Source organism: Nonomuraea sp. NPDC049400 (genome assembly GCF_044466425.1).
GTDB lineage: Bacteria > Actinomycetota > Actinomycetes > Streptosporangiales > Streptosporangiaceae > Nonomuraea.
Genome location: NZ_JBITMP010000016.1, coordinates 147,161 through 162,496, shown reverse-complemented (window position 1 = coordinate 162,496; position 15,336 = coordinate 147,161). Strand labels below are relative to the sequence as shown.

General features: G+C 69.6%; 12 protein-coding genes. 7 read left to right on the top strand and 5 right to left on the bottom strand.

Annotation, left to right across the window (positions count from 1 at the left end; all coding sequences use genetic code 11):
• Positions 1-2: 2 nt before the first annotated feature.
• Entirely contained in the window at positions 3-758 is a 756-nt protein-coding gene (locus tag ACIBVN_RS26030) for an SDR family NAD(P)-dependent oxidoreductase (protein ID WP_397140537.1), read from the top strand.
• On the opposite strand, the gene ACIBVN_RS26025 is transcribed toward ACIBVN_RS26030, so the two are convergent.
• The gene (locus ACIBVN_RS26025; protein ID WP_397140535.1) at positions 759-2,198 is read right to left on the bottom strand and encodes a GuaB1 family IMP dehydrogenase-related protein; all 1,440 of its coding nucleotides are present in this window, start codon (positions 2,196-2,198) and stop codon (positions 759-761) included.
• Between the two features lie 93 nt (positions 2,199-2,291).
• On the opposite strand from ACIBVN_RS26025, the gene ACIBVN_RS26020 reads away from it, so the two are divergent.
• The gene (locus ACIBVN_RS26020) at positions 2,292-2,744 is read left to right on the top strand and encodes a GyrI-like domain-containing protein (RefSeq protein ID WP_397140533.1); all 453 of its coding nucleotides are present in this window, start codon (positions 2,292-2,294) and stop codon (positions 2,742-2,744) included.
• A 13-nt stretch (positions 2,745-2,757) separates the two neighbouring features.
• Here ACIBVN_RS26020 and ACIBVN_RS26015 read toward each other — a convergent pair whose 3' ends face one another.
• Complete coding sequence (locus ACIBVN_RS26015) at positions 2,758-3,879, bottom strand: CaiB/BaiF CoA transferase family protein (protein ID WP_397140531.1); 1,122 nt, start codon at positions 3,877-3,879, stop codon at positions 2,758-2,760.
• A gap of 119 nt (positions 3,880-3,998) precedes the next feature.
• Between ACIBVN_RS26015 and ACIBVN_RS26010 the strand changes: the two genes are divergently transcribed.
• The 4 genes from ACIBVN_RS26010 to ACIBVN_RS25995 all read left to right on the top strand — a co-directional run bounded on the left by ACIBVN_RS26010 (position 3,999) and on the right by ACIBVN_RS25995 (position 9,260).
• Positions 3,999-5,534 carry a serine/threonine-protein kinase gene (locus ACIBVN_RS26010; protein ID WP_397140529.1) on the top strand — a complete coding sequence of 512 codons (1,536 nt, stop codon included), beginning with the start codon at positions 3,999-4,001 and terminating at the stop codon, positions 5,532-5,534.
• Positions 5,531-6,514 carry an NAD(P)-dependent oxidoreductase gene (locus ACIBVN_RS26005; RefSeq protein WP_397140527.1) on the top strand — a complete coding sequence of 328 codons (984 nt, stop codon included), beginning with the start codon at positions 5,531-5,533 and terminating at the stop codon, positions 6,512-6,514. Before ACIBVN_RS26010 ends, ACIBVN_RS26005 begins: the two co-directional genes overlap by 4 nt.
• A gap of 131 nt (positions 6,515-6,645) precedes the next feature.
• The gene (locus ACIBVN_RS26000) at positions 6,646-7,995 is read left to right on the top strand and encodes an FAD-binding oxidoreductase (RefSeq protein WP_397140640.1); all 1,350 of its coding nucleotides are present in this window, start codon (positions 6,646-6,648) and stop codon (positions 7,993-7,995) included.
• A 5-nt stretch (positions 7,996-8,000) separates the two neighbouring features.
• The gene (locus tag ACIBVN_RS25995) at positions 8,001-9,260 is read left to right on the top strand and encodes a class I SAM-dependent methyltransferase (protein ID WP_397140525.1); all 1,260 of its coding nucleotides are present in this window, start codon (positions 8,001-8,003) and stop codon (positions 9,258-9,260) included.
• 1,109 nt (positions 9,261-10,369) lie between these two features.
• Here the strand turns inward: ACIBVN_RS25995 and ACIBVN_RS25990 are convergent.
• The 3 genes from ACIBVN_RS25990 to ACIBVN_RS25980 all read right to left on the bottom strand — a co-directional run bounded on the left by ACIBVN_RS25990 (position 10,370) and on the right by ACIBVN_RS25980 (position 13,632).
• Positions 10,370-11,326, bottom strand: coding sequence for a phosphotransferase (locus ACIBVN_RS25990; protein ID WP_397140523.1), 957 nt, complete (start codon positions 11,324-11,326; stop codon positions 10,370-10,372).
• 63 nt (positions 11,327-11,389) lie between these two features.
• Positions 11,390-12,055 (bottom strand): HAD family hydrolase, encoded by a 666-nt coding sequence (locus ACIBVN_RS25985; RefSeq protein WP_397140521.1) that lies wholly within the window; start codon positions 12,053-12,055, stop codon positions 11,390-11,392.
• A gap of 41 nt (positions 12,056-12,096) precedes the next feature.
• Positions 12,097-13,632 (bottom strand): long-chain fatty acid--CoA ligase, encoded by a 1,536-nt coding sequence (locus tag ACIBVN_RS25980; protein ID WP_397140519.1) that lies wholly within the window; start codon positions 13,630-13,632, stop codon positions 12,097-12,099.
• A 142-nt stretch (positions 13,633-13,774) separates the two neighbouring features.
• Here ACIBVN_RS25980 and ACIBVN_RS25975 point away from each other — a divergent pair, with 142 nt between their 5' ends.
• Positions 13,775-15,319: a GMC family oxidoreductase gene (locus ACIBVN_RS25975; RefSeq protein WP_397140517.1), complete on the top strand. Its 1,545-nt coding sequence runs from the start codon at positions 13,775-13,777 to the stop codon at positions 15,317-15,319.
• Positions 15,320-15,336: the final 17 nt, after the last annotated feature.

The following is a 15,336-nucleotide window of genomic DNA, read 5'->3' as shown; positions in this document are numbered from 1 at the left end:
TCATGGTCGCCCTTTCTCCCGATGCGATTCTGCTCACCGACCGCGTGGCGGTCGTCACCGGGGCGGCCAGGGGCATCGGGCTGGCGATCGCCGAGGCGTTCGCCGAGTTCGGCGCCCACGTCGCCGTCTGCGACCGCGACAGGCCGCGCGCCGAGCTGGCGATGACCCTCGACGTACGCGACCACGTGGCGGTGGAGATCTTCGCCCAGGCCGTACGCGAGCGCTGGGGCCGCGTGGACGTCCTGGTCAACAACGCGGGCGGCACCTTCCACGCCTCGTTCGCCGACACCTCGCCCCGCGGCGAGCAGATCCTCATCGAGGAGAACTTCACACAGGTCACCGGCATGATCCGGCAGCTGCTGCCGCTGATGTCGCCGGGCGCCTCGATCATCAACGTGACGTCGAGCGAGGCCCACCAGGCCGCGCCGGGCTTCGCCGTGTACGCGGCGATGAAGGCGGGCCTGGAGAGCCTGACGAAGACGCTCGCGCTGGAGCTGGCCCCCAGGGGCATCAGGGTGAACGCGATCGCGCCCGACGCCGTCCAGACCGAGGGTGAGGCAGGCGTGCGCGAACGCATGCTGGCCCGCCCGCTGCCCTATGACCCGGTACGCGTCCCGCCGCTCGGCCACCTCGGCGGCCCGGGGGACGCCGCGGGCGCGGCCGTGTTCCTGGCCGGCGACCTGGCCAGGTTCGTCACGGGGACGACGCTGCACGTGGACGGCGGCATCCACGCGGCCGGCGGCTGGCGAAGGACCTGACTACCAGCTCTGGTGCAGCGGCATCCCCTCGGCGTACCCGGACGAGCTCTGGATCCCGATGACGGCCTGCGCGTGGAACTCCTCCAGGTTCGACGCGCCCGCGTACGTGCACGCCGACCGGAGCCCCGCCACGATGCCGTCGATCTGGTCCTCCACGCTCGGCCGCTTCGGATCCAGGTACATGCGGGAGGTCGAGATGCCCTCCTCGAACAGCGCTTTCCTGGCCCGCTCGAACGCCGAGTCCTCGGCCGTCCGCAGCCGCACGGCCCGTGCGGAGGCCATGCCGAAGTTCTCCTTGTATTTGCGCCCGTTCGCATCGGTATGGGTGTCGCCGGGCGACTCGTACGTCCCCGCGAACCACGAGCCGATCATCACGTTGGACGCCCCCGCGGCCAGCGCCAGCGCCACGTCGCGCGGATGGCGCACCCCGCCGTCCGCCCACACGTGCCGTCCCAGCCGCCGGGCCTCGGCCGAGCACTCCAGCACGGCCGAGAACTGCGGCCGTCCGACCCCGGTCATCATCCGCGTCGTGCACATCGCGCCGGGCCCGACCCCGACCTTGAGGATGTCGGCCCCCGCGTCCACCAGGTCGCGCACGCCCTCCGCCGTCACCACGTTGCCCGCCGCGACGGGCACGCCGGGATCGAGCGCCCTGACGGCGCGCAGAGCTGAGAGCATCTTCTCCTGGTGGCCGTGCGCGGTGTCGACGACCAGGCAGTCGATCCCGGCCTCCAGCAGTTCCTTGGCCTTGGCCACCACGTCGCCGTTCACGCCGACCGCGGCCGCGACGCGCAGCCGCCCTCGGGCGTCGACGGCGGGCTGGTAGAGGGTGGCGCGCAGCGCGCCCAGCCGGGTGAGGATGCCCACCAGCCGCCCGTTCCCGTCCACGATGGGCGCCAGCCGGTGCCGCCCTTCGTGCAGCCGGTCGAAGGCGGCCCGCGGGTCGAGCCCGGCGGGCAGTGTCAGCAGCTCGCTCGACATGACCTGGGAGAGCTGGGTGTACATGTCGACGCCCTGGCAGTCGGCGTCGGTCACGACGCCGACCGGCCGGTTCTCCCAGTCGACCACGATGATCGCGCCGTGCGCCCGCTTGGGCAGCAGTTGCAGCGCCTCGCCGACCGTGTCGTGGGGGGTGAGGGTGAGCGGAGTGTCGTGTACGAGGTCGCGCTTCTTGACCCAGTCGACGACGTCCGTCACGACGTCCAGCGGGATGTCCTGCGGGATCACGGCCATGCCGCCCCGCCGTGCCACGGTCTCGGCCATGCGACGGCCGGCGACCGCGGTCATGTTGGCGACGACGACGGGAATGGTGGTGCCCGTGCCGTCGTGCGTGGAGAGGTCGACTTCGAGCCGGGAACCGACCGAGGAGCGCGACGGCACCATGAACACGTCGCTGTAGGTCAGATCGTGGTGAGGCTCGAGGCCGTTGAGAAACTTCACGTTCGTCCATCTTATGCGGTAACGCGCAACGAGCGGTTCCGCGTTTCGCGGGGGCTTATGATCGGCCGGGACACTTTTGGGGGAGGAGGGCCTGTGGACGTCATAGATCGGGCCGAGCTGATCGTGGTCGGCTTCGCCGTACGCACCACGAATGCCGATGAGATGGATCCGGCGCGGGCCAAGCTGCCCGCGCTGTGGCAGCGGGCGGGCGCTCCTGGGGCTTTCGCGCATGTGCCGGGGCGCGTCGACGAAAACCTCTACGCCGTGCTGACCGATTACGAGAGCGACCACAACGGGGCCTACACGCAGATCGTCGGCACCGGAGTGCGCACCGTGCCGCGGCTGCCGGAGGGCATGGTGGCCGTGCGCGTGCCGGCCGGGCGGTCGCTCAAGCTCGAGGCCCGCGGCCCGATGCCGCAGGCCCTGCTCGACGCGTGGCAGCAGGTGTGGAAGCACACCGAGTCGGGGGGCACGCCGTCGCGGGCGTTCACCACGGACCTCGAGGTGCACCACCCGGAGGGTGTGGACCTGTATATAGCGGTCTAGAGGTCCTGTAGGACTATGCGAGCACGCCCTGCCCGCGCAGCTTCTCCGCCTCCTCTTGGGACAGTCCCCACGGGGAAAGGTCGGTGAGGCGCGTGGCGGGGGAGAGGTCCTGCGCGGGGACGCCGAGCAGGCGGGGCGCGGGCACCGGCTGGGTGACGCCGCCGATGTCGACGAAGGAGCCCCTGGCGGTGTTGTGCGGGTGGGAGGCGGCCTCGGCCATGGACAGCACGGGCGAGACGCACGCGTCCGAGCCCTCGAACAACGCCTCCCACTCCGCCCGCGTCCGCTTCCTGAACTCCTCCGCCAGGCGGGCCTTCAGCGCGGGCCACTGCGCCCTGTCGTTCCTGTCGGGCAGGCCGCTCAGCCCCATCAGGGTGACCATCGCGTCCCAGAACTGCGGCTCCAGCGACCCCACCGCCACGAACAGGCCGTCGGCCGTCTCGTACGTGTCGTACTGCGGGGCGCCGGTGTCGAGCAGATTGGTGCCGCGCGGCCCCCAGTGGCCGCTCTGCGCGGCCTGGTAGAACATCGAGAACAGGATCGACGCCCCGTCCACCATGGCCGCGTCGATCACCCGCCCCTTGCCGGTGCGCTCGCGCTCGAACAGGGCCAGCAGCACCCCGTACGCGAGCATGAGCCCGCCCCCGGCGAAGTCGCCGAGGATGTTGATCGGCGGGGTCGGCTTGCCGCCCTCGCGGCCCAGCATCGACAGGACGCCGGAGACGGCGATGTAGTCGATGTCGTGCCCGGCCGTGGGCGCCAGCGGCCCGTCCTGCCCCCAGCCGGTCATCCGGCCGTAGATCAGCCGCTCGTTGACGGCACGCAGGTCCTCGGGACCGATCCCGAGCCGCTCGGCGACGCCCGGCCGGAACACCTCGATCACCACGTCGGCGTGCCGCGCCAGCTCCTTGAACGCCGCCATGCCCTCGGGCGCCTTCAGATCCAGCCCGATCGTGTGCTTGCCGCGGTCCATGACGTCGCTGCGCAGCCGGTCGGAGACCGCCTTGACCCGGTCGATCCGCAGCACCTCGGCGCCATGGTCGGCCAGCATCATCCCGGCGAACGGCCCCGGGGCGAGCCCGGCCAGCTCCAGCACGCGCACCCCGGCCAACGGGCCTCTTCGAACTTCAGGCATCCCCCCAGTAGAACAACCTTCGGTGATCTGTCGCAAGCCGCCTTCCCGACCTTCCGGCGAAGGCGTGGGAGGTATGGGAAACTTGCCCACTATGTTCGGGTGGTCTACAGGGGTAGGACATGGTTTCGGATAGCAACCGGCTCATCGCAGGCCGCTACCAGTTAGTGCGTGAGCTGGGCCGCGGTGGCATGGGCGTGGTCTGGGAAGGGCAGGACACCCTGCTCAACCGGCAGGTCGCCATCAAAGAGGTGCTGTTGCCCGATGGGCTGTCGCCGGGGGAGCAGGAGCGCCAGCTCTTGAGGACCGCCCGTGAGGCCCGTACCGCGGCCAAGCTGAGCCACTCGTCCGTCGTCGCGATCTACGACGTCGTCGAGGAGGGCGGCCGTCCGTGGATCGTGATGGAGTTGCTGCGCCATCCCACGGTCGAGGAGGTCGTGCTCACCTCGGGCGCGCTTCCGGTGCGGGAGGCGGCGGAGCTGGGCCGGCAGGTGCTGTCCGCGCTGAAGACCGCCCACGAGGCGGGCATTCTGCACCGGGACGTCAAGCCGTCCAACATCCTGCTGGCTGACGACGGCCGGGCCGTGCTCATGGACTTCGGCATCGCCCAGGTCGAGGGCGACCCCTCGCTCACCAAGACCGGCATGGTGACCGGCTCGCCGAGCTTCCTCGCCCCCGAGCGGGTCCGCGCCGAGAACGCGGGACCGCCCTCCGACCTGTGGTCGCTGGGCGCCACGCTGTACGCGTGCATGGTGGGGCGCTCGCCGTTCGAGCGGGGCGATCCCATGTCGACGCTCAACGCGCTGCTCAGCGAGGAGCCCGACTATCGCAGGATCCCGCCGATCATGCACCCGATCCTGAAAGGCCTGCTGCAGAAGGAGCCGGAGCAGCGGGTCAACGCCGAACAGGCCGATCGGCTGCTCGCGGACATCCTCGCGACCAGGCCCGCGTACCACGACCGGGACGTGCCGGACAAGAAGCCGGGCGGCGGCCGGGGCCGGGCCGTGCTCGCGGCGGCCGCGGCCGCGGTGGTGGTGATCGCGGGCGGCGCGGTGGCGTACTTCAAGCTCGCTTCCCCGGCGGAGGGCACCCCGCGCGCCACCGCCCAGCCCGCCGCGGCGACCAGTCCCCTCACGCCGGCTGCGCAGACCACGCAGCCGAGCGCGACGCCCACCCCGACGCCGACCGTGACGAGGGCCGTCCCGCTCGTACGGGCGTGGAAGTCGCGCGACGGCTGGTCGATCATGCGGCCGACCGGCTGGCAGGGTGCGCTCAGCGAGGCGTACACCGAGTGGACCCGCAGGGACAAGAGCGCGCACTTCGGCGTCCAGGCCGTCTACTCCAGCAACGACCCGAACCAGGTCCTGCGCGACTCGGAGGAGACGTTCAAGCAGAACGCCCAGGACATCGTCAACCGCGGCCGCAGGATGGTCGTGCACCAGGGCACCAAGGCGGCGGAGTGGGAGTTCTCCTGGACCGCGGGCACCGGGGGCGACGCCCGCTGGGCCACGCCGGGCACCAGGTACCACGAGGTACGGCGGGTCGTGGCGATCGGCGACGCCGCGTACATCCTGTCCTGGACGGCCACCGAGGCCCAGTGGATGCGTAACAAGGGGCTTATGCGGCAGGTGATCAGCAGCTTTACTGTGGGGGCATGACCCCCTGGAACCTGCTCGCCCTGCCCCCGCTCCCCGAGGAGCTCCTGCGTCACCTGCTCGCCCCGCTCGGCGACCAGGTGACCGTGCACGTGCCCGCGGCCCGCGACAAGGACGCGCTCCTGGCCGCGCTGCCCGAGGCGGAGATCGTGCTCGGCGACTGGACGGGCACCCTGGCGCTGGACGCCGAGGCGGTCAAGGCCGCGCCGCTGCTGGCGTTCGTGCAGCAGCCGTCCGTGGGCGTGGACGGCCACGACGTGGACGCTCTGGCGGCGGCCGGAGTGCCGCTCGCCAACACGCCGGGCGTCAGCGCGGTGGCGGTCTCTGAATGGTGCCTGGCCGCCACCCTCTCCCTGTCGCGCAAGCTGGCCGCCGCCGACGCCGCCGTACGCGCGGGCGAGTGGCCGCAGCAGGGCCTGCAGCCCCGCGAACTGCGCGGCCTGCGGGTCGGCATCGTCGGCTACGGACCGATCGGCGCCACCAGTGCGGAGATGTTCCGCGCGCTCGGCTGCGAGGTCTCGTACTGGACCCGCACGCCCCGCGAGGACCCCGCCTTCGCGGACCTGCCCGCGCTCATCTCCTCGAGTGACGTCGTGGTCGTGGTGATCGCGCTCTCGGACGAGACCCGGGGCCTGGTCGATCCCGGCGAGATGAAGCGGGGCGCGCTGCTCGTGAACGCCGCGCGGGGCGGCGTCGTCAACCAGCAGGCGCTGGTCGCGGCCCTGCGCGACGGCCATCTGGGCGGCGCCGCGCTGGACGTCTTCGACGAGGAGCCCCTGCCCGCGGATGACCCGCTGCGGGACCTCCCGAATGTCCTGCTGTCGCCGCACGTCGCGGGCGTCACGCCGGAGGCCACCGGCCGCCTGCTCACGGCCACCCTGGACAACCTCACCGCCGCCCTCGAGGGCCGCGAGGTGGACAACGTGCTCAACGGCGTATCTCCGACGATCTCCAGGAAGTTTACTCAATCACCTACCACGTAGGCATTTCACCTGGCACTATGAACAGTTTTCGTGTCTTTAACGACCCCGGTCTGTTCCGAGTAGCTCGTGAGAGATACCGTCTTACGCGACGATCTCTACCAGCTCAAGGGGGTGCTTCCGTGGCGACGACGATGTCGACACACCAGCGGGCAGTAGAGCAGATCCGGCAGTCGTACGCCGAGATTCCGGGCGGTGCCGCCCCGCGCCTGGCCAAGTCCACGTCCAACCTCTTCAGGTTCCGCGACTCCGGCAGGACGGCCAAACTCTCGGCCAGGGATCTCGACGAGGTCATCAGCGTCGACCCTGAGACCATGACGGCCGAGGTCCAGGGCATGACGACGTACGAGAATCTGGTGGACGCGACGCTGCCGTACGGGCTCATGCCGTACGTGGTGCCGCAGCTCAAGACGATCACGCTCGGCGGCGCCGTGACGGGGCTCGGCATCGAGTCGAGCAGCTTCAGGGACGGCCTGCCGCACGAGTCGGTGGAAGAGCTGGAGATCCTCACCGGCGACGGTCGCGTCATCGTGGCGCGCGACGACAACGAGCACCGCGAGCTCTTCCGGTCGTTCCCCAACTCCTACGGCACGCTCGGCTACGCACTGCGCATCAAGATCAAATTGCGTAAGGTCCAGCCGTACGTGCACCTCACGCACGTCAAGTTCACCGACGCGGCCAAGTGCATGCTGGCCATGCAGGAGATCTGCGAAAGCATGGTCCACGACGGCGAGAGCGTCGACTTCGTGGACGGCGTCTTCTTCAGCCCGGGCGAGATGTACATCACGCTCGGCCGCTTCGCCGAGCGCGCCCCCTACGTCTCCGACTACACCGGGATGCGCATCTACTACCAGTCGATCAGGCAGCGCAACCGAGACTGGCTGACCATCCGCGACTACCTGTGGCGCTGGGACACCGACTGGTTCTGGTGCTCGCGCGCGTTCGGGGTGCAGCAGCCCGTCGTCCGCTCGCTCATGCCGCGCCGCTGGATGCGCTCCGACGTCTACCGCCGCCTGGTGGCGCTCGACCGGAAGTACGGACTGACCGCCCGCATCGACAGGTGGCGTGACCAGCCCGTGCAGGAGTCCGTGATCCAGGACGTCGAGACGCCGGTCGAGCGAGGGGCGGAGTTCCTGGAGTTCTTCCACGACCAGGTGGGCATGACTCCGGTGTGGATGTGCCCGCTGCGAGCCGGCTCCCGCTGGCCGCTCTACCCCCTCGAGCCGGGCAAGCTGTACGTCAACTTCGGATTCTGGGGCATGGTGCCGCTGCCGCGAGGGCAGTTCGACGGCTACTACAACCGGCTGATCGAGCGTGAAGTGCACGAGCTCGACGGCCACAAGTCGCTCTATTCGACCTCTTTCTACGCTCGCGAGCAGTTCTGGCAGCTGTATAACGGCGATGCCTACTGGTCGGTCAAGCGGGAATACGACCCGAACGGTCGCCTGCTGGACCTGTACGAAAAATGTGTACGGGGAAGGTGAGCAGATTGGCTCTCGCAAGCATCTTTGAGAAGATCGTCGGCGCGGAAGCGAACGTCGCGTTCCAGGCCTATGACGGCAGCAAAGCCGGGCCGGACGGGGCCGATCTGGCCCTCGAGGTCAAGTCCCCGATCGCGGTCGCCTACCTGGCGCACGCGCCGGGCGAGCTGGGCCTGGCCAGGGCGTACATCTCCGGCCACCTCGACGTGCACGGCGACCTGTACACGTTGCTCGACCGCATGTGGAACATCACCACCAACGACCTGACCACCCAGGAGAAGATCGCCGCCGTCCGCGCCCTGGGTGTCAAGCCGCTCCTCATGCGCGTGCCGCCGCCCCCGCAGGAGATGCGCCAGAGCGCCCTGGCGAGGCTGGGCTCCCGCCACGCCAAGCAGCGCGACGCGGAGGCCATCCACCACCACTACGACGTCTCCAACCGCTTCTACGAGTGGGTCCTCGGGCCGTCCATGGCGTACACGTGCGCGGTGTTCCCCTCGGAGGAGGCGACGCTGGAGGACGCCCAGTTCGCCAAGTTCGACCTGGTCGCCCGCAAGCTCGACCTCAAGCCGGGCATGCGCCTGCTGGACGTCGGCTGCGGCTGGGGCGGCATGGTCATGCACGCCGCCAAGCACTACGGCGTCAAGGCCGTCGGGGTGACGCTGAGCCGGCAGCAGGCCGAATGGGCCCAGAAGGCGATCGCCGAGGCGGGCCTGCAGGAGCTCGCGGAAGTCCGCTTCATGGACTACCGGGACGTCAAGGAGACGAGCTTCGACGCGGTCAGCTCGATCGGCCTGACGGAGCACATCGGCAAGGCGAACCTCCCCTCGTACTTCTCCTTCCTGTACAGCAAGCTCAAACCGGGCGGGCGGCTCCTCAACCACTGCATCACCCGGCCGACCGGAAAGGAGAGGACGTTCAACAAGGGCGGCTTCATCAACCGGTACGTCTTCCCCGACGGCGAGCTGGAGTCGGTCGGCTGGCTGATCAGGCAGATGGAGGACGTGGGCTTCGAAATCCGCCACGAGGAGAACCTCAGGGAGCATTACGCCAAGACGCTGCGCCACTGGTGCGACAACCTCGACGCCAACTGGGACGACGCGGTCGAGGAGGTGGGCATGGGCACGGCCCGCGTCTGGGCCCTGTACATGGCGGGCTGCATCGTCGGCTTCGAGCGCAACAAGGTCCAGCTCCACCAGGTCCTGGGCGTGAAGCTCGACAGGAACGGCCGCTCCGGCGTCTCCCTCCGCCCGGCCATCGACTGGCCGTAACCGAGGTCTTCGCCCGGGGAGGCGCTCCGCCAGCCCCTCCCCGGGCCCCTGAAAAGCAAGGGGGTCCAGGCAGCGCCTCCCAAGGCCCCTCGCCCCCAAGCAAGGGCTTCCACGCAGGGCGCTTCGCGCGGAGAGTTCCAGGCAGCGCCTCCCAAGGGGGGCTCCGCCCCCCCTTCGATCCCCCGAAAACCCCGCTCGCTTCGCTCGCTTGAGTGCCCGACGCTTGTTCAGCGTAGGGGTCGGGCTGCTGGGACATCCGAAAGCTCGTTGAAATCCCGCTTCCGCGGCCAGAGCGTTCGGGCTTGAAGCGTGTGGATGCGGCGAGCCGAGTCGCACGCCGGTGCAGTTTCGAAAAGTGGCCCGCCGTGTGTCAGATGACGTTCACGGCACAACGGACCCCCGGGGCGGTGGCCAACCGGCTGTCACCGGTTACAAGCACACATTCTTCGTCCTCGGCTGCAGCAACGAACGCCGCATCGCATTAAGACTGAAGGCTCTTACCCTGGGCTCGTGCCCGCGCGGCCAGCGCGTCCCGCACCGATTCGGGCACGTCACGAATCTGGAGAACAACACTCATCATGCATGTCCATGCAACGCCGCACCCGGGGCCGGATGTGGCGTTGCCCTTCCGGTACGGTGGCGCGCCGGCTCGATAGGGGAGATGCGCCGCTACTGTGATGGTTGTTTGTCCTTGGCGTGTTTGCCGCGGCTGGTGTGGACTTCGTCCTCGCCGGAGTCCTCTTGGGGCTCCGGTAGCTCGTCCTTGGGGTTATGGGGCTTGGCATGCCTGCCCACGTGCTCTCCTTTGCCGAACTGCCAAAGTTGCCGAACTGCCGGACGTAATCGCCAAGAGTAACTTTATGGCTACAGTATGCATTGAGGCAAGCGGCGGCTCACCCGTCCAGGAGCGTGAGAACGCGTTCTGCCTGGCGGTCGAGGGTGCCGGGCGGGTGCGAGGCCGGGGGCGTGCTCGGCGAGCACGTTGAGCGCGGTCCATTCGCGATGGGGCTCGCGGCGGCCCCACGTACGGTAGCGCTTGATCACGGTCTCGCCGCGGATCTCGATGTCATGCGTGCAGGACTGGCTCCGGTCCGACGGCGGGTCGGACGTCACGGGGCCTGGCCCTCGGGAGAGGCGGCGGCCAGCGCTTGGAGGGTGCCCTTGAGGCCCGCCCAGCTCTGCTCGGCGTCCGGCGTGTGCCCGTGCGGCGAGCGGAACCACGCCACGAACTCGGCCACGTCGTCGAGCGCCCACCGCAGCCGGTAGAGCTCCAGGGTCGCGAGGTTGGGCGTGCGGCCGGTGGCGTCGGCGTACCGGGCGAGGTCGTCGGGGTCCCTGGCCACCAGCCACAGGTCGCGCTCGGGCGGGGCCAGCCCGACCGTGTCCCAGTCGACCAGCAGCCGCCGGTCGCCGGAACGCAGCAGGTTGCCCGGGTGCGGCTCGCCGTGCGTCACGACCGGCTCGCCGGCGTTCGCCGCCATGTCGTCGAACTCCGAAAGCATGCGGCGCAGCACCCCGGCGTGCTCGGCGATCAGCTCCCTGGCGGGCTCCGAGTACGGGCCGCCCAACCAGGGCAGGCGCGAGTCCTGGAGCGCCTGCTCCAGGCCGGATCGGTCCGAGAGCTCCAGCGGGCGCAGGGGAGTGGGGAGGGGTGGCGGGGTGGCGTGGAGGGCGGCGAGCAGGTCGATGATCGCGGCCCGGTCCTCGGCCGTCTGCTCCTGCCCGAACTCGCCGGAGGTCCCGTCCGAGAAGGGGAAGATGCTCATCGCCCATCGGTGGCGGTCGAGCCGAAGCAGCGTCGCGCCGTCGGTCGCGCGCAGCGGCGCCACCACGAAGTCCAGCCCCGCCTCGTCGCGCAGCGCCGCCGCTGTGTCCATGGCCAGCCGGAGCCCGTCGAAGCTCCGGCGCCGTACGTCCGCGACCGTGATGAACCACCGCCCGTCGGCGACCCAGTGGTAGTCGCCGAACCCCACGGGCGCGTAGTCCAGCGTGCGCGCCTCGATGCCCCACGCGCCGAGCGCGGGCCGCAGCAACCCCTCGTCGAACGAATCCGGCCGATCTCGCATGCGGCCACGCTATCGACCTCGGCGGCTCGCTTCACCCGCATTAACCGGGGGGTGGGCCATGTGTCAGATGGTCGAGACCTGCGCCATGCGGAGGATGAGGTCGATGGCGGACATCACATCGGTCACGACATGATCCGCCACGGTCCCTTCGCCCGTGACGCCCCGGTCGATCCAGATGGTTCGCAGGCCCGCTTTCCGTCCGCCCGCGATGTCCTTCTCGGGGTCGTCTCCGACGACCCATCCGCCGGAGTCCAGCGACGCGCCGCACCGATGTGCGGCGATCTCGAACAGCCGCACGTCGGGCTTCCGTACGCCCTCCGCCTCCGAGATCGCCCACCCGTCCACCCGCGCCGCGAGCCCGGTCCGCCGAATCTTGCCCGTCTGGTTGTCGGCCATCCCGTTCGTCGCGATCCCCACGGCCCATCCGGCAGCCCGCAACCGATCGAGCCCGTCAAGCACTTCGGCGGGGCATGAGACCAGGTGCGGCAGCCGCGCCCGGTACGCCGCCCACAACACCTCGACCGGCTCGGCCAGCCCGAACCGCTCGCGCACCAGCCCGAAGAAGGTGTCCATGGGCAAGGACCCGTCCGCGTCCAGCTCCACCAGCCACGGCACCGCCTCCTCGCCCAGCCTCCGCGAGGCGGCGAACTCGGCGGCCCACAGCTTGAACGCGGCCAGCCGGTCGATCAGCGTGTTGTCCAGGTCGAAGAGCGCGAGGGGCCGCGTCATGCGTGCCCGCTCCGCTCCGAGCGGACGGGCGCGGCGACCGGTTACCGGAGCTCGCGCTTGAGGATCTTGCCCGTGGCCGTCATCGGCAGCGACTCGCGGAACTCGATGATCCGGGGGTACTTGTAGGCGGCCATGTTCTCCTTGGCCCACTCGATCAGCTCGTCCTCGGTGATCGTCGAACCGGGCGTGCGGATGACGTACGCCTTGATCTCCTCGCCGTGGGACTCGTGCGGGACTCCCACCACGGCGGCCAGCGACACGGCCTTGTGGGACAGCAGGACCTCTTCGAGCTCACGCGGATAGACGTTGAAGCCGCCGCGGATGATCATGTCCTTGGCCCGGTCGACGATGGAGTAGTAGCCGTCCGCGTCACGCGTCGCGATGTCGCCCGTGCGGAACCAGCCGTCCTTCATCACCTCGGCCGTCGCCTGCGGGCGGCCGTAGTAGCCCTTCATGATGTTGTGGCCGCGGATGGCGATCTCGCCGGGACCCTCGCCCTCGATGGTTTTCCAGTCGCCGTCGATCAGCTTCATCTCCACGCCCCAGATCGGGAAGCCGACCGTGCCGGGCTTGGTGGGGCGGTGGACCTGGTTGAAGCTGGCCACCGGGGACGTCTCGGACAGGCCGTACCCCTCCAGGATGCCGATGCCGAAGGTGCGCTCGAAGTCCTTCAGCACCTCCACCGGCGAGGACGCGCCGCCCGCGACGGCGACGCGCAGGGTGCGCGGCGCCTCCACGCCGTCCGCGTGGATCTTGGTGAGCAGGCCCCAGTACATCGTCGGCACCCCGGCGAAGAACGTGACGCCCTCCTTGGCCATGAGCGCGAGCGCGTCGCCCGGGTCGAAGCGCGGCATCAGCACGATGGTGGAGCCGCGCAGGAAGCCGGTGTTCATGACCACGGTCTGGCCGAAGGAGTGGAACAGCGGCAGCACTGCCAGGTAGGTGTCCCCGCCCTCGGTGCGGGGGAACATCTTGTCGTTGACCATGGCGTTCAGCAGCATGTTCTGGTGGCTGAGCTCGGCGCCCTTGGGCTGGCCCGTGGTGCCCGAGGTGTAGAGGATCACCGCGGTGTCGTCGGGTGCCGTCTGCACGGTCTCGAACTCGCTCGCCATGCCGCCCAGCGCCGCCCAGATCGACTCGCCGTACGGGGATTCGGTCGCGAGCGGGGTGGCGGGCAGGACGAAGAAGTGCTCGCAGCCGGACGCCGCCTCGAAGCCCGCCTTGCCGCGTTCACCGAGCGGCAGCTCGGGCGTGCCCTCGAAGCAGAACAGCGCCTTGGCGTCGCTGTCGTCGAGGTGGTAGGCGATCTCCCGCGACTGCAGCAGCACGTTGAGCGGCACCACCGTGGCCCCTGCCTTCAGGATGCCGAAGTAGACGAACGGGAAGTACGGCAGGTTGGGGCACGCCAGCGCCACCTTGTCCCCCTTGCCGACACCGCGTGACACCAGCAGGTTCGCGACCTGGTTGGCGACGGTGTCGATCATGGAGTACGGGAGCCGCATGTCCCCGAAGACGATGGCCGTGCCGTCGGGGGTGTTCCTCGCGCTGTCCTCCAGCACGATCGACAGGTTGAGCATGACGCCTTCCTCCTCAAAGCCGGGCTTCGAGCGCCACTCTAAGCACCACCGCATACCGACTGGTAGGTAGCCGAGGTCACAACTGGATATGGACGCGTCCGCTCACCTGGAGTAAGCAAGTACCAAGTTACCTGGAGGAGCCATGGAGTACGACTACGTGATCGTAGGGGCGGGGTCCGCGGGATGTGTGCTGGCCAATCGGCTCTCGGAAGATCCCGGCGTGTCGGTCGCGCTGGTCGAGGCGGGTGGGCGGGATGACAAGCTGGAGATCCGCATGCCCGCGGGTTTCGCCAAGCTCTTCAAGACCGGCTACGACTGGAACTACACCACGGCCAAACAGAGCGAGATGTCCGGCCGCGAGCTCTACTGGCCGAGAGGCCGCGTGATCGGCGGCTCGTCCTCGCTCAACGCCCAGATGTGGGTGCGCGGCTGCCAGCACGACTACGACCAGTGGGACGTCCCCGGCTGGTCGTACGACGACGTCCTGCCGTACTTCACCAAGGCCGAGCACCGCGTCGGCAGCAACGAGGGCGGTGTCTACGGCACCTCGGGCCCCCTCTACGTCTCCGAGCTGCGCAGCCCCAACGTCACCACCGCCGCGTTCCTCCAGGCCTGCGAGGAGCTCGGCTTCACCCGGCTCGGCGAGCTGAACGGGCGTTCCAACGAGGGCTACTGCCCCACGCCCGTCACGCAGTACCGCGGCCGCAGATGGAGCTCGGCCGACGCCTACCTGCGCCCGGCCACGTCGCGGCCGAACCTCCACGTGATCACCGGGGCGACGGTGGACCGGGTGGTGTTCGACGGCAGGCGCGCGACCGGCATCGAGCACAGCGGTGGCGCCCAGATCAGGGCCAGGAGGGAGGTCGTCCTGTCCGCGGGCGCGATCGGCTCGCCGTACCTGCTGATGCGCTCCGGCGTGGGCGCGCCCGCCGAGCTGCGCGACGCCGGGGTCGCGATCGTGCACGAGTTGCCCGAGGTCGGCAAGAACCTGCAGGACCACCTCTCGTCCGGCGTGTTCGTCGAGTGCAAGCAGCCGGTGACGCTGACCAAGGCCGAGTCGATCGGCAACCTGCTGCGCTACATCGTCCTGCGTTCCGGCATGCTCACCACGAACGTGGGGGAGGCGGTCGCGTTCATCAGGACCTCGGAGGAGGAGCCGGCGCCGGACGTCGAGCTGATCTTCGCGCCCGTGCCGTTCGTCGACCACGGTCTCGCCCCGCCGACCGGCCACGGGCTCACCGTCGGGGTCGTGCTGCTGCAGCCGGAGAGCCGCGGCAGGGTCGGGCTCAACGGCAGGGACGTCGTCATCGACCCCGCCTACCTGACCGCGGAGGCCGACGTCAAGCGCCTGGTCGCGGGGCTGAAGACGGCCAAGCAGGTGTTCGCCACCGCGGCGATGAAGCCGTACGCGGGCGCGCCGATGGCGCCGTACTGGGCGCCGGAGAGCGACGAGGAGCTGGCGCGGTGGGTACGCGAGCGCGGCGAGACGCTCTACCACCCGGTCGGCACCTGCCGCATGGGGGCGGACGACGCCTCAGTGGTGGACCCCTCGCTGCGGGTACGCGGCGTCGAGGGGCTGAGGGTGATTGATGTTTCAATCATGCCTACGCTGAATCGCGGACACACCCACGCACCGGCCATTATGATCGGCGAGAAAGGCGCTGATTTGATAAGGAAGGCGCCTTAAGTCCCTTGACGTAAGTG

Excerpts from the sequence above, each read along its gene's own strand:
- ACIBVN_RS26030 (WP_397140537.1), top strand. The coding sequence starts at position 3 with ATGGTCGCCCTTTCTCCCGATGCGATTCTGCTCACCGACCGCGTGGCG.
- ACIBVN_RS26015 (WP_397140531.1), bottom strand. The coding sequence starts at position 3,879 with ATGCCTGAAGTTCGAAGAGGCCCGTTGGCCGGGGTGCGCGTGCTGGAG.
- ACIBVN_RS26010 (WP_397140529.1), top strand. The coding sequence starts at position 3,999 with ATGGTTTCGGATAGCAACCGGCTCATCGCAGGCCGCTACCAGTTAGTG.
- ACIBVN_RS26005 (WP_397140527.1), top strand. The coding sequence starts at position 5,531 with ATGACCCCCTGGAACCTGCTCGCCCTGCCCCCGCTCCCCGAGGAGCTC.
- ACIBVN_RS26000 (WP_397140640.1), top strand. The coding sequence starts at position 6,646 with ATGTCGACACACCAGCGGGCAGTAGAGCAGATCCGGCAGTCGTACGCC.
- ACIBVN_RS25990 (WP_397140523.1), bottom strand. The coding sequence starts at position 11,326 with ATGCGAGATCGGCCGGATTCGTTCGACGAGGGGTTGCTGCGGCCCGCG.
- ACIBVN_RS25985 (WP_397140521.1), bottom strand. The coding sequence starts at position 12,055 with ATGACGCGGCCCCTCGCGCTCTTCGACCTGGACAACACGCTGATCGAC.
- ACIBVN_RS25980 (WP_397140519.1), bottom strand. The coding sequence starts at position 13,632 with ATGCTCAACCTGTCGATCGTGCTGGAGGACAGCGCGAGGAACACCCCC.
- ACIBVN_RS25975 (WP_397140517.1), top strand. The coding sequence starts at position 13,775 with ATGGAGTACGACTACGTGATCGTAGGGGCGGGGTCCGCGGGATGTGTG.